The following is a 14319-nucleotide window of genomic DNA, read 5'->3' as shown; positions in this document are numbered from 1 at the left end:
ATGTTTTAAAAAAAGAAAAGGCTTTCCTACTATGACGTAGGAAAGCCTTGTATGCAAGTTATTATAAAATAACATATGCTACATTCCCTTAAGCAACTCCCTACGCTGGCATTATCCAGATCAGGTTGAGGGTCGATGTTCCTTTACATCCTCTCAGCCACTTGGCTCCCCGGTCCTTAATTCGTTTTCATTGTAGCATGATTTATTTTATTGAACAAACAAAAGCATGGTACATTTTGTCTGCTATTTTTCTATGTGTGGAAAATACCCCACTTGTTTTCCATGTACTAATAGCTTCTGAATAAACTGTTTGTCAATGACTGGCACTGCAATTTGCTTTTTCTTTATCCATTCATTTGTTCGTTTTGTACCTATTACAATTTCAGACTGCTGCGCTCCATCGCCAGCTACTTGTGAAGCAATCAATTCTGCTATCTCCTCATCCTCTTTCGCTAACTGTAACCCTGAATCTACATATTGCGAAAGCGGAACAACTTCTAAATGATGCCCACATTCTATAATTAACTGTACAAAATGTACAAAATCAATCGGATCTGGATGACAAATATGCAATGTTTCACCTATAATTTGAGGATCTTGCATATAAGTCACAATCGATTTACTTGCAAAATCAATTGGAGCAAAGTCTACTTTCCACTTCACGTTTGGCGCTTGTCCAATTAATAACATTGTTTTAATGAGACGATAAAATGCATTTCCTTCAATATTTTGTTGAAATACTCCCGTTTCGGAATGACATGCTAAATTGCCAGCACGATAAATATTCCCTCTCATGCCACGACTCATTGCTTCACGAACAAGATTTTCTGCCTGTAGTTTACTATTGGAATATACATTCTCTAGCTCTACATTATACTCAAAATCACCGCGTTTTTTATACGTATCCCATTGTTCTACTGCTAAATCGATTGGAACACTAATCGTAGAAATAAAGTGGAATGCTGCTCCTTCATCGGCTAATGCAAGCATGCGCTTTGTCCCTTGAATATTTACATTTTCAAATTGCTTTACATCACCAAAATGTCTTACGTCCGCCCCGCAGTGAATGACTGCATCAACTTTAGAACGTATCGCTATAAACTCTTCCTTACTAAGCCCAAAGTATTCTTCACCAAGGTCACCAGGAACAGCTGTTATACGTGCCAGAGCTTCATTTGGAATATCATGAAAATAGCCTGTTACAGTTTCAATAATTCTTTGCTCTACATCTCTTTTAGGTCTTACTAAACAATAAATATGAGCTGAAGTTTGCTGTAATAATTCATATAGGATATGTGACCCTAAATAACCTGTTGCTCCTGTTAAAAAGACATTTGAAATCCGGTTATCCGTTATTCCTTCCGTATACTGAATCGCCTCTGGTTCATGTATCCATTTATATTCATGAAATACATTTTCTTCTAGGGTTAACTCCCTTTGTATTCGCGCTAACTTATATACCGTCTTTTCCTTAAAGAAGTCTTGAATTGTTAAATGCGGAAAATCTTCTTTTAACAATGTTAAAATACGTAATACTTTTAATGAATGCCCACCAATAGTAAAGAAATCATCATGTACACCAATTTTGGAAACTCCTAATACTTCTGCCCAAGCCTGTGCGATGATCTTCTCCGCTTCAGTAGATGGTGCCACATATTCTTGTAGACGAGTCGGCTCATACGCTTCTTCTAGTTGTCCTAGTTTCTTAACATCTATTTTCTTATTTGGTGTAAGTGGTAGTTCATCAATATAAATTAACTTAGACGGAATCATATAATCTGGTAACTGCTCTTGTAATTTGTAAATGAGTTCTGGTATGTCTTTTTTCGTTAAAGTTGTATAAAAAGCAATCAAATATTGACTTCCTTCTTTACTTTTCTTAGCAAACACAATATTTTCTTTTACATTATGATTTTGAGAAATTTGATTTTGAATTTCTCCTAACTCAATACGATGTCCTCTAATTTTCACTTGATCATCTTTTCTATGTAAAAATTCAATATTCCCATCTTCTAAGAGTCTAACGATATCTCCAGTTTTATATATATTAACATCAGGATTAAATGGATTTGGAACAAATGCTTCTGCTGTTTTTTCCGGTTTATTAAAATATCCTTTTGCTAGTCCTACTGACTCTATATGCAGTTCGCCAGGTACACCAATTGGACAAAGCCTCATATTCTCATCCAATATCATAATTCGATAATTCGCACACGGCTTACCAATTGGAACACTTACAATATTCTCATTCAATTGACTCGGAATCGGATAAGTTGTTGTTACGACTGTACACTCTGTCGGCCCGTATACATTATGAATTTGAATATCTGTTCCAATTCTTTCTCTCCACAATTTAATTACCTCGATCGGTAACATCTCTCCGCCAATCGCAATCCGTTTCAATGAATTCAGCTTATATATCTCTTCATCTTCTAAATAGGTTGCTACTTGTCTTACAAAAACTGTCGCTAACGCTAAAATAGAAGTTGCTTTTACTCTATGTATTGCATTTGCAAATGCTTCTACTGATAAACGTTCTTCTTCTAATAATACATATAAAGTGCCTCCGCAAAATAAAGCAGCAAATAATTCCCATACAGAAGCATCAAAGCTAAATGAAGGAAACTGTGCAAATACATCCTCTTCTGTTAATTCATACTGTCGTTGCATCCAAGTGCATAAATTGACAACACCTCGATGAGCTAACATTGTTCCTTTTGGATTTCCTGTCGATCCTGATGTATAAATCATATATGCTATATCATCACAATTTATAGGAAGCTTCACATCATTAACTAAATAATTCTCTCTGTCATAGATTGAGATTGCTTGAATACCTTTAGATGTAATCTCTGTTTCTTTTGTTAAAATAACTTTCGCTTTACTATCTTGAATAATATACTCAATTCTACTTTGCGGATAATCTGGATCAATTGGAACATATGCCGCATTAGCCTTCAACACAGCTAATATACTTATCACTGTGTCGATACTGCGTTTCATAAAAATCCCCACATAATCTCCTGGTTGCACACCATTTTGTATTAACATGTGAGCTATTTGATTACTTCTTTGATTCAATTCTTGATAAGTTAAAGCACCTTCTTTAGAAGATAATGCAATACGATTTGGAAATTGGTCAACCGTTTTATAAAACATCTCGACAATGCTTGTTTCTGGATATGTTGCTTTCGTATTATTTATCTCATTATAGAGTGCTATCTCTTCATCTGTAATAATATGAAAATTCTCAACAAGTTTATCCCTATTCTGTAAGGCGTGTATGAATACTCCTCCTATTTGCCTCATATAGCGAGCAATCGTCTTTTCCTTCCAAATCAAACCATTAAATATTACTTCTACACCTTGCTTCTCTTCATTAAGGACAAATTGTAATATATCATTCTCCTGTGAATGATAGTATGTTTGACCAACAATAATAGGTGAAATTCCAGATAGATTATAATGCTTTTGTAATTCTTGTATGTCTGTCTCATTCATCGCTTGAATTTGACCTATTTGCTCAACAATCTGTTCTTTTAAAGTTTTATAAGAAAGGAAATGAGAGATTTCGATCATAATAGGAAATAGTTTTTCTCTTTCATGATACAAAACAATTATATGTTTCTCATTAGTAATATGATGTAACCACATTATACTTGCTCCCAACAGATCAACCATATGAGTTGCTATTGGAAACAATATTGTTTTTGTCTCTAATTCTCCCTCTAGATTTCGGAAATCCATAGGGATTCTACTTTTTCCGTTTATTCTTTCTAGAGACTCTTTGATTTTTTCATTATAGGAATTTGTTAATACTGCTTCCATTTCATTCACTTCCCTTACTATCTACACCTTGTTTATGCTCTATTCGCTTTTAAATTCACCAATCAATTCTTGTAACTCTTGAGCAAGCCAACTTAGAGATGTTGCTAGCTCAGCAATTTCTTGAACAGACATCTCTTGCTCTTTCATGCTTTCTTCTACGTGATTACTACTTTCTGCATATGTCTTAGCAATATGAGATAAATGATTCACAACCTGCACGATTCCTTGACTTTTTTGTAAAACATCACTTGAAGTACCTGAAACTGCTTTCACTTGATTTGTAACAGACTGCGCTGATTTTGAAATTTTTTCAAAGAACTCACCGCTACTATGAACAAGCTCAATTCCTGATTCAACTTCTTTTGAACCTTTTTGCATTGAAACTACAGCTTCTTCCGTTTCTGCTTGTGTTTCTCCAATCAATTTTGCAATATCTTTAGCTGACGCCTCTGTCTGCTCCGCTAATTTACGCACTTCATCTGCTACAACTGCAAATCCTCTACCAGCTTCTCCAGCTCGTGATGCTTCAATAGAGGCATTTAGAGCAAGTAAGTTTGTCTGATTTGAAATGCCTGTAATTACTGTTACAATATCGCTAATTTGTTTTGAACGATTTTCTAACGAATAGATAATAGAAGATAAATCTTGAACCGCACTTTGAATTAAATTCATTTGCTTCACAATTTGAGAAATAACTTCATTTCCTTCTAAAGAATGTTGCTCCATGCCTTCAGATGCACTTGTAACATGCTTCGCAGCACCTGTAATTTCCTCCAGACTACTGCCCATCTCATTTACAATATGCAAACATTTTTGTACGGAAGCCTCTTGAGACTGTGCTCCTTCATTTAATCCTTCTATAGAACTTGCAATCTCTTGAACTGCCATATTGTTTTCTTCTGTACTTGCCGATAATTCTTGGGAAGAAGAAGAAACTTGTTCTGCTGTCTGCTTTACTTTATCGATAATTGCTTTAAATTTTTGTATTGTTGTATTGAAATAAGCATTAATAATTCCGATGTCATCTGATCGTTCTCGTAATTGAATATTTAAATCGCCATCTCCTACTTTTCGTAATCCTTCACGCAACTCTTTTAACGGTGCTAAAGAATTACGAACAATAAAGAATTGAATTACAATAGCAAGCACCAATGATATCCCCATAAAGATTAAACCTTGTATGATGAATTTTTGTTTTGTACTCGGAACAATCGACGCGTCTACATCCGCCGCTACAACCGCAATAATATTTTTTTCTTTATCCATAATTGGTTCTAATATTGTTACCCATGAACCAAGCTGATCTTCATATACTTCTGTCATTTGTGCTTTCTTTGTATCCATTACCCTATGGTATGCAGTCATCCAATGAGACGGCATATCGAAATAATCACCTGGTTTCACAGTTACGGATTTAGCTAATTCAGTATTCAATCCGACAATTTGTGGTGCATCTTTTTCATTTGTTTTTGCCCCTGTAATATATACTTGCCCAACACTTCTCAAATCTTTTGCTGCTTTATCGAGCTGATCTGTAATTCTTTCTTTCTTCACTCCTTGACTTGTAGGATCTTCTGCAACCTCTCTAATCAATTTCTGATCTAGTTCATTTAATACAATATCGCCTGTTTCAATTGACTGTTTTTCAAATAAATTCATCATGTTATCTTGGAACATATTAAGACTTAATACAGCCATACTTCCAACAAGCGTAAAAATAACTAAGACAGTCAACAAGACATTTTTCTGTAAAAACGATAGCTTATGCCAATATTTCCCCATAAAAATACCTCCTTATTTTTTTGTATAGTTGAATAATATGATGTTATAACCCCTAAATTGATATTATTTCTCATTTAAGGGCACATAAATAAAAAAAGACCAATGTAAAAAATTGGTCAAAACTAACCCAATCTATTCGGTAACTGACTCGCTTAGCCTTCTCTTGACCTTAGGCCCTACAGTTTTGCATCCTTATGCTTTCACAAGTTTGCCTTTCTCGCTCAACGAGTTGAATAATATGGGAGTTTTATGAGAATTAAATATTCCCTTTCACAGGTTACAACATCATAATCAAAATGTCTACTTATTAAAAAATAATGATATAGTATTTTTTCAAAATACTTTCACGAAAAGGATGAATGTTCCTTTTTATATGTTATATAATAAAAAATGTTTAGAAATAAGGGGTTTTCTTGGATTCTTTTAAATTTTTCAATCAAATTAAATTATTCAAAAATATTAACCCATTAAATTTCCGGAGGTAGTTTATTATGTTTTGGTTACAATTTCTTACCTTACTACTCTGTATTTTCATTGGCGCACGCCTTGGGGGGGTTGGCTTAGGAGTGATGGGTGGAGTTGGTATGGCAATACTTGTATTTATCTTTCACCTACAACCTACAGCACCTCCAATTGATGTTATGCTAATGATCTTAGCAGTAATTACAGCCGCTGGCGCCCTGCAGGCAGCTGGAGGAATGGATTACCTTGTCCATCTTGCGGAAAAAGCATTGCGAAAAAATCCAAAGCGTATTACATTTTTCGCACCTATTGTTACTTATTTATTTACATTATGTGCTGGAACAGGCCATGTTGCCTATTCTGTCCTTCCAGTTATCGCGGAAGTATCACGTGAATCAGGAGTTCGCCCTGAGCGCCCGATGTCAATCGCCGTAATTGCTTCACAACAAGCCATTACAGCCAGTCCTATTTCAGCAGCAACTGTTGCACTTCTAGCAATGTTGGCTGATTATAAAATTACGTTATTTGATATTTTAAAAGTAAGTATTCCATCTACTTTTATTGCTTGTATGTTAGCAGCTTTCGTTGCAAGTAAAATGGGAAAAGAGTTAAAAGATGACCCTGAATATTTAAAACGATTAAAAGAAGGTATGATTCCACAATTAGAAAAAAAGAAAGAGTTCGTTGGTAAAAAAGGAGCTAAATTATCTGTTATCCTCTTCTTATTCGCAACTGTTTTCGTTGTTCTCCTTGGTTCATTTGAAGCACTGCGACCAGGCTGGATAATCGATGGAAAATCCGTTCACCTATCGATGCCAAATGCAATTGAAATGGTTATGCTAACAATTGCCGCTCTTATTATTATTTTATGTAAACCAAATGTGGAAAGTATTGTATCTGGTAACGTTTTCAAAGCCGGTGCTACAGCTGTTGTTGCTATTTTTGGTATCGCTTGGATGGGTGATACGTTCTTTAATGGTAACTTATCTTTCATTCAAGGATCTATTCAACATTTAGTAACAAGTGCACCATGGTTATTCGCTATTGCACTATTTGTTCTATCTATCTTATTGTATAGCCAAGCAGCTACTGTACGTGCTCTTATACCACTTGGCTTATCGCTTGGTATTTCACCAGCGCTTCTTATCGCAATGTTCCCTGCAGTAAATGGTTACTTCTTCATTCCAAACTACGGAACAATCGTTGCTGCAATTAACTTTGACCGTACAGGCACAACACGTATTGGCAAATATGTACTAAATCATAGCTTTATGATTCCTGGTCTCATTGCAACCTTTGCTTCTATCGGTATCGGAATGTTACTTATTTCGATTATGTTTTAACAAAAAAGCGCATCACTTACTCTATAAGTCATGCGCTTTTTTTCCATTTAATCAAACGTTTGTTTAAATGAGTACCTTTGTTTTATGCGCCCCTCTAACTAAACTCTTCTACTCTATACTAGGCTCCAGTATATATTGACTTGCCTCTGCTAATAACTTTGGAAAATCATCTGGAAAAAAGTGCCCTAATCCTTCTCTTACAATACATTTGCACTCCACATTATATGTTTTAAATACTTCCATTAACTCCATCGTTTTCTTATAAAATGGATCCTTATCTCCTGTAATAATGCATCCTTTTAAATGAGCTGATGTCCTTGCTTGTAATAAGCTTTCTATCGATTGTATATCTCGAATAGCTGGAATAACAGCAATAAATCCTTTCATAGGTAATTTATTTGCAAGACTTAATTCTATTGCTAATATTCCCCCTTGAGAAGCACCCGCAATTATAATTTGTTCCATATTACGTTCTTTCTTAAATTTATAAAAAGCTGTAGAAATTTCTTGAATGGCTATCTCTTGATTATCCCAACAATAGGAGTTCAGTCCATATGTTTGTGAAGATTGCAAAAAGCCGAAAATATACTGATCTAACATGTGATTATCATACCAATAAGGAGCAAAATCATTTACATTTGATCCTCTCCAATGCAAAGAAAAGATTCCCTTTTTGGAATTCTCATTTCCATACACGAATAGCTCAGATTTCGTATGTAATCGCTGATAATGAAAAATGTCTTCACACCCTTTTACAATCTTTTGGAATTCTTCATTGCTCTTCAATATTTTCAAATCTGAATCATGCAGCAACGTATAAGGATTCCACCATATTCCCTTTCCAAAAGCTTCATGTAAAACAGAAATTGCTTTCTCTTGTTTTCCTTGTAAAGAATAGATACAAGCACTCCAAAAACTTGTTTTATCTAACCGCTCTGGAAAATCCGTTTCTGCTTTTTGAATAAGATTCTGTGCCGCTTCAAAATCTTTTCTGTCAACCACCTTAAACAACTCATTTTGCAGCTCAACAAAATTCATTGCTCCACCCCTCCAGCTCCCATTTGTTAAATCATATCATATTCCGAATTTTTCGAAATAAAAAAAGGCATACAATGATTGCATAACCTTTTGTAAGATGAAAACACAACCGTTCAATCCCCATCTTTACTTCTTCACTTGATGTACGAATGCTTTCGCACTGTCAAAGGCTGAACTCGCCAAACTAATGGCTGAAATAACAGAAACGCCATCTGCCCCTGCTTCTATTACAGAAGAAGCATTTTCGGTTGTAATTCCACCAATACCAACAATTGGTATATTAATACCTTTTTCTCGAAAATAACGTAATCCATTTAATCCTTGAACTGCTTTTGTATCTTTTTTTGTGCTTGTTGGAAAAATAGGGCCTACTCCTAAATAATCCGCACCATTTGCAATAGCAAAATGCGCTTCTTCTATTGTATGAGCAGACACTCCAACAATTTTATCGCCCATTTTTTCACGGACAATTTCAATTCCTTCATCATCTTGTCCGACATGAACACCGTCTGCATCCAGCTTGAGCGCTAAATCCACATCATCATTCACAATAAAAGGAACACGATACTCCTTACATAGCACTTGTAACTGTTTTGCTAATTGGATTCTTTTTTCTCCAGTTAGAGCCCCTTCTCCTTTTTCTCGAAATTGAAAAAGAGTAATGCCACCATCTAGCGCTTCTTTCATCACTTGTAATGGATCCTTGTGACAGTTATTGCTCCCCATAATAAAATATACTTGCAATAACTGAGACATCTTTTCTGTTTCAGTGCGTGCCATCTCTCTCATCTCCCTAACGAACTTCTTCTACTTTTCCATATTGTTCAATATCGCTTGCAGTAACATTTGCTAATTGATTTAAAAATTCAATTTGGAAACTGCCTGGCCCCTGATCTACTGTTTTACTTGCAGCAATCTCCGCTGCCACTCCATAAAACGTTAACGCAGCAACCGCTGCTTTTACATAATCTTGTTCAACAGCTGCAAATGCTCCCATAACTGAAGTTAATAAACAACCTGTTCCTGTCACTTTTGTTAAAATTGGATGACCGTTACGAATTATAATGGTTTGCTTACCATCTGTGACAATATCTTCTTTTCCCGTAATCACCACAACTGTATCTAGTTTAGTTGCTGCTTTTGTTGCAATTGCTACAAAATCACCATTTCCAGTTCCGGCATCCACACCTTTAATTTCCCATTTTTCATGAATAACATTCGCAATTTCCGCTGCATTTCCGCGGATCATTGCTAATTTTATTTCATTTGGTATATGTCTTGCTACTTCTGTTCGATATAGAGTTGCTCCGGCTCCAACTGGATCAAATAATACTGGGACATGCTGTTGATTCGCTGCTTTCCCAGCAATGAGCATTGCTTCAACTTCATCTGGACGAAGCGTACCCATATTTAAAACGAGCGCCCCTGCAATGCTAGCCATCTCTGCTACTTCTTCTTTTGCATATGCCATGACAGGTGATGCTCCTAACGCTAGCAAGCCATTTGCTGTAAAGTTCGTTACAACTACATTTGTAATATTATGCACGAGTGGATTCGTTTCTCTTACTTGTTCCACCACTTTAGCAATTTCTGTTCTATTCATTGTTTCATCTCCTCCTCGTTTCATAATGGGAGATACACAAAAAGACACTTCGCGTATGCAAAGTGCCTGAACATGTGTTTTACACTCTCCCTACGCTGGCATTATCCAACAGGTTCTAATGGTCAACGACAGATTAGTCGTACTCTCAGTCTGCATCCGCAAACTCCCATGTGCTTTGTTATTCATCTACTTCAAAGTCTACTCTTATTCTAGTAAAATAACAAGTTCTTTCCTTTCTATATGAAAAGAGAGCATTTGTCCTTGTGTAGCTTTATAATGAATCATTATGTATAGAACAACAGCGATAGGATGCACTCCTATCGCTGTTGTTCATTTTATTATTTTAAAGCTTTAGATATTTCTTTTACCATTGCTGATACAGACTCAAGTCCGCCACCAGATAGGTACCAATAGTTTGGATCTAAATAAACTATATTGCCATCTTTCGCAGCATTTGTTTTGTTAACAATTTCGTTTTCAACAACTTGTTTTGCAGAAGATTTACCGCCGACAGCAGCACCTCTATCTACTACAAATAAGTAATCTGGATTTTTCTCTAAAATATATTCGAATGAAACTTTATTACCATGTGTGTCAGCTTTAATATTTGGGTCAACAGGAGTTACACCAAATACATCATGAATGATACCAAAGCGAGATTGTGGGCCATATGCACTTACTTGACCATCATTCGCTAAAATGACTAAACCTTTTTTATCGCTCTTCTTAGCTTTTTCATTTAATGCTGCTACGTCTTTTTCAACGGCTGCAATTTCTTTTTTCGCTTGTTCTTCTTTACCAAAGATTTTTGCTAATGTTTCAACGTTTTCTTTAAATGATTTCATGTACTCTTTTGTATTTAACTCTACATAAATTGTTGGAGCGATTTTTTCAAATTCTTTATATGAATCAGCTTGTCTTCCAGAAATGATAATTAAATCTGGATTCATTTCGTTAATTTTTTCGAAATCTGGCTCTTTTAAGCCACCAACATTTGTATATTTTTTATCTTTATATTTTGAAAGATATGATGGGACATTTTTCTGTGGTACACCAGCCACATCAACGCCTAATTTATCTAAAGTGTCTAATGAACCAAAGTCAAATACTACAACTTTTTTCGGGTTTGTTTTAACTTTTGTTTCCCCTAACTTATGCTTGATTGTCATTTCTTTTGCTTTACTTTCACTAGCTTCTGTCTTTTTATCAGTAGAAGCATTATTGCTACACGCTACAGCCAGAATAGCAAGCATGAAAGTTAATAGTAGCATTGCTAACTTTTTCACTTCAATCACCTCTATAAATTTTTTAAAATTATTTTAATTGATCGTGCATTTGCAAGATCAAAAATAACTTCCTCTTATGAAAAATAAATACAAATATTATTTCCAGCTATTTCTTCAATATGGATATCCATATCATAAATACCCTTTAATACTGCTGGATTAATAATTTCATTTGTTGGCCCTTCTTTCATGACCTTTCCATCTTTCAAAGCAACAATACGATCGGAATAACAAGAAGCAAAATTAATATCATGAATTACAATTACAACTGTTTTCCCTAGTTCTTCAACTAAGCGTCTCAGTACTTTCATAATTTGTACAGAGTGCTTCATATCTAAATTATTAAGTGGCTCGTCTAGCAAAATATATTCCGTATTTTGAGCGATAACCATAGCGATATATGCCCGTTGTCTTTGCCCACCACTTAGTTGATCTAAATATTTATGCTGAATATCCTCCAGCTCCATATAACGAATTGCTTCCTCAATATGTTTCTCATCTTCTTTTGTCAAGTTTCCTTGTGAATATGGAAATCTACCGAAGCTTACTAGTTCGCGAATCGTAAGACGCAAATTAATATGATTCGTTTGCTTTAAAATAGAGATTTTTTTCGCAAGCTCATTACTATTCCACTCACTAATCTCCTTATCCTCTATATAAATTTCACCAGCATCTTTTTTTAATAATCTGCTAATCATGGAAAGCACTGTACTTTTTCCCGCTCCATTTGGACCGATGAAAGACGTGATTTTTCCTTTTGCAATTTTAACAGAAACATCTTCAACAACGTTTTTGTTTCCATATTGTTTTGATATATTTCTTACTTCTACCATGATTTACTCTCCTTCAATAGAAGATAAATAAAGTATACGCCCCCAACAAAGTTTACAATGACGCTTAAAGTTGTGTTAAATTCAAACACTCTTTCAACAATCAATTGTCCACCTATTAGAGCAATAATACTAATAAAGATAGAACCCATAATTAAATATTTGTGTTTATATGTGTATAAGAATTCACGTGCAACGTTTACTACAAGTAATCCTAAAAATGTAATTGGACCAACTAGCGCTGTAGAAATAGAAACTAAAATTGCGATAACGATTAAAAGTTTTTTTACGACTTTGTCATAATCTACTCCTAAGTTAATTGCTTCTTCTCTTCCAAGTGATAATACGTCTAATAGTTTCAACTCTTTATATACGTAAACAACCACTGCTATAATTCCAATAATGGATACTGCAAGTAACTCTGTTTTCACGTTATTCACACTTGCAAACATTTTTCCTTGCACAATTTGAAATTCATTCGGATCAATGAGCACTTGCATAAAAGAAGACAAGCTTTGAAAGAATGTCCCGAATATTAATCCGATTAAGAGTAAGAAATAAATATTATTCCCTTCTCTTTTAAATAAAAATTTATAGAGAAACAGTGAAAAAATCACCATTAAACTAACTGATATAAGAAAATTCACATTTGTATTCATCATCGCAAAATGCTGTGACCCAAATAAAAACACAACGAAAGTTTGAATAAACATGTAAAGCGAGTCTAACCCAATCACACTCGGTGTTAAAATACGGTTATTACTAATCGTTTGGAAGATCATTGATGAAAACGCAATAGCTCCACCTGTTATAATCATCGCTAACAATTTCTTCGCTCTTCTTGGTAACGCATAATCTAGTGTGTTCATATTTAAGTTAATGAATAAAAAGATTCCAATAGCTATTACAGATACAACGGCAAGTACTGCCAACATCAACTTATAATTCTTTTGTTTTCTATGCTGCATATACGTTTCTCCTCATCAATAAATAAAGGAAAATTCCGCTTCCGATTACTCCTACTGTCAGACCAATCGAAATTTCATACGGATAAATTACGACCCTACCAAGTATATCGCAAGCTAGTACAAAAACAGCTCCTAACAAGGCAGTATGAGGTAAACTATTTTTCAAATTATCTCCGCGATAAATCGAAACGATATTTGGAATAATCAGTCCTAAAAATGGGATCATCCCAACAGTTAAAACTACTAGTGCAGAGATGAGAGAAACGATAATAAGTCCAATATTTAGCACTCGATTGTAATTCATTCCTAAATTCGCTGCAAAATCTTCTCCCATTCCAGCAACGGTAAAACGATTTGCATATAAAAAGGCGATGATTACAAGCGGAATACTGAAATATAAAATCTCATATCGCCCCTTCATAATCATTGAAAAGTCACCTTGTAGCCACGAATTAATATTTTGAATTAAATCATATTTATAAGCAAAGAATGTTGTGATGGAACTAATAATATTTCCAAACATAATTCCGACAAGCGGAATAAAAATGGCATCCTTAAACTTAATTCGTTTTAAAATTTGCATAAATAAAAATGTACCAGCTAACGCAAAGATAAATGCGATAAACATTTTTTCAAGCGGGCTTGCTGTCGTAAAAAGCATTAAGGAAACTAAAACTCCCAACTTTGCACTATCCATCGTTCCCGCAGTTGTTGGAGATACAAATTTATTTCTGCTCAGTTGCTGCATAATTAAACCACTTATACTTAAACTGACACCAGCAACAATAATACTAATAAGACGTGGTAATCTACTAATAAATACAACTTGCATTTTCTCTTGATTCCAATGCAAAACATCCGTTAGACTCACATCTTTTACACCAATAAAAATAGATGCAACCGATAAAACAATAAGCATGACAAATAAATATTTTTTTTTCATAATGTCTTCATGGTGCAGATTATGTTCTGTCGCCATCTCTTGATTTCAAACAGATTATAATCCTATCATTTTATCCCCCTCACCTATTTATAGAATGATAGAAATCATAATTTCAGCAACCGTTTCCTTATCTTGCCACAATCTGTTTATCATAATCCAATCTCTTTTTCTATGTATAAATCGGATTTATCTGACATTTCGGCAACGTTATGGTAACCTCCTTCAATGATAATGAA

Annotated in this window: 10 protein-coding genes and 3 riboswitches; of the genes, 1 reads left to right on the top strand and 9 read right to left on the bottom strand. The window is 34.7% G+C overall.

Annotated features, from left to right (window positions below):
- Positions 1–80 precede the first annotated feature (80 nt).
- Positions 81–182, bottom strand: a riboswitch (TPP riboswitch).
- A 61-nt stretch (positions 183–243) separates the two neighbouring features.
- On the bottom strand, positions 244–3747 hold the full coding sequence (locus tag MR058_RS12895; protein ID WP_396021446.1) for a non-ribosomal peptide synthetase family protein: 3504 nt from the start codon (positions 3745–3747) through the stop codon (positions 244–246).
- A 120-nt stretch (positions 3748–3867) separates the two neighbouring features.
- Complete coding sequence (locus tag MR058_RS12890) at positions 3868–5610, bottom strand: methyl-accepting chemotaxis protein (RefSeq protein ID WP_242144382.1); 1743 nt, start codon at positions 5608–5610, stop codon at positions 3868–3870.
- A gap of 135 nt (positions 5611–5745) precedes the next feature.
- Positions 5746–5833, bottom strand: a riboswitch (cyclic di-GMP riboswitch).
- Positions 5834–6101: 268 nt separating this feature from the next.
- Here MR058_RS12890 and MR058_RS12885 point away from each other — a divergent pair.
- Positions 6102–7415 carry an anaerobic C4-dicarboxylate transporter family protein gene (locus MR058_RS12885; protein ID WP_242144381.1) on the top strand — a complete coding sequence of 438 codons (1314 nt, stop codon included), beginning with the start codon at positions 6102–6104 and terminating at the stop codon, positions 7413–7415.
- A 108-nt stretch (positions 7416–7523) separates the two neighbouring features.
- On the opposite strand, the gene MR058_RS12880 is transcribed toward MR058_RS12885, so the two are convergent.
- The 7 genes from MR058_RS12880 to MR058_RS12850 all read right to left on the bottom strand — a co-directional run bounded on the left by MR058_RS12880 (position 7524) and on the right by MR058_RS12850 (position 14083).
- Entirely contained in the window at positions 7524–8453 is a 930-nt protein-coding gene (locus MR058_RS12880) for a TPR end-of-group domain-containing protein (RefSeq protein WP_242144380.1), read from the bottom strand.
- 126 nt (positions 8454–8579) lie between these two features.
- Positions 8580–9242 carry a thiamine phosphate synthase gene (thiE, locus tag MR058_RS12875; RefSeq protein ID WP_277926552.1) on the bottom strand — a complete coding sequence of 221 codons (663 nt, stop codon included), beginning with the start codon at positions 9240–9242 and terminating at the stop codon, positions 8580–8582.
- Between the two features lie 4 nt (positions 9243–9246).
- The gene (gene thiM / locus MR058_RS12870) at positions 9247–10056 is read right to left on the bottom strand and encodes a hydroxyethylthiazole kinase (protein WP_242144378.1); all 810 of its coding nucleotides are present in this window, start codon (positions 10054–10056) and stop codon (positions 9247–9249) included.
- Positions 10057–10126: 70 nt separating this feature from the next.
- A riboswitch (TPP riboswitch) is annotated at positions 10127–10236 on the bottom strand.
- Between the two features lie 158 nt (positions 10237–10394).
- Complete coding sequence (locus MR058_RS12865) at positions 10395–11342, bottom strand: siderophore ABC transporter substrate-binding protein (protein ID WP_242144377.1); 948 nt, start codon at positions 11340–11342, stop codon at positions 10395–10397.
- A gap of 74 nt (positions 11343–11416) precedes the next feature.
- Positions 11417–12175: an iron ABC transporter ATP-binding protein gene (locus tag MR058_RS12860; RefSeq protein WP_242144376.1), complete on the bottom strand. Its 759-nt coding sequence runs from the start codon at positions 12173–12175 to the stop codon at positions 11417–11419.
- Entirely contained in the window at positions 12169–13140 is a 972-nt protein-coding gene (locus tag MR058_RS12855) for an iron chelate uptake ABC transporter family permease subunit (protein ID WP_242144375.1), read from the bottom strand. The genes MR058_RS12860 and MR058_RS12855 overlap by 7 nt, the downstream gene beginning before the upstream one ends.
- Positions 13130–14083 carry an ABC transporter permease gene (locus MR058_RS12850; protein WP_242144460.1) on the bottom strand — a complete coding sequence of 318 codons (954 nt, stop codon included), beginning with the start codon at positions 14081–14083 and terminating at the stop codon, positions 13130–13132. The genes MR058_RS12855 and MR058_RS12850 overlap by 11 nt, the downstream gene beginning before the upstream one ends.
- Positions 14084–14319: the final 236 nt, after the last annotated feature.

It is taken from the genome of Bacillus cereus group sp. BfR-BA-01430, from assembly GCF_022663115.1.
Classification (GTDB): domain Bacteria; phylum Bacillota; class Bacilli; order Bacillales; family Bacillaceae_G; genus Bacillus_A; species Bacillus_A cereus_BD.
This window is presented reverse-complemented; position numbering and strand designations above follow the sequence as displayed.

Coding starts and splice junctions, on each gene's coding strand:
- MR058_RS12895 (WP_396021446.1), bottom strand. CDS start 3,747: ATGGATTTCCGAAATCTAGAGGGAGAATTAGAGACAAAAACAATATTG.
- MR058_RS12890 (WP_242144382.1), bottom strand. CDS start 5,610: ATGGGGAAATATTGGCATAAGCTATCGTTTTTACAGAAAAATGTCTTG.
- MR058_RS12885 (WP_242144381.1), top strand. CDS start 6,102: ATGTTTTGGTTACAATTTCTTACCTTACTACTCTGTATTTTCATTGGC.
- MR058_RS12880 (WP_242144380.1), bottom strand. CDS start 8,453: ATGAATTTTGTTGAGCTGCAAAATGAGTTGTTTAAGGTGGTTGACAGA.
- thiE (WP_277926552.1), bottom strand. CDS start 9,242: ATGAGAGAGATGGCACGCACTGAAACAGAAAAGATGTCTCAGTTATTG.
- thiM (WP_242144378.1), bottom strand. CDS start 10,056: ATGAATAGAACAGAAATTGCTAAAGTGGTGGAACAAGTAAGAGAAACG.
- MR058_RS12860 (WP_242144376.1), bottom strand. CDS start 12,175: ATGGTAGAAGTAAGAAATATATCAAAACAATATGGAAACAAAAACGTT.
- MR058_RS12855 (WP_242144375.1), bottom strand. CDS start 13,140: ATGCAGCATAGAAAACAAAAGAATTATAAGTTGATGTTGGCAGTACTT.
- MR058_RS12850 (WP_242144460.1), bottom strand. CDS start 14,083: ATGAAAAAAAAATATTTATTTGTCATGCTTATTGTTTTATCGGTTGCA.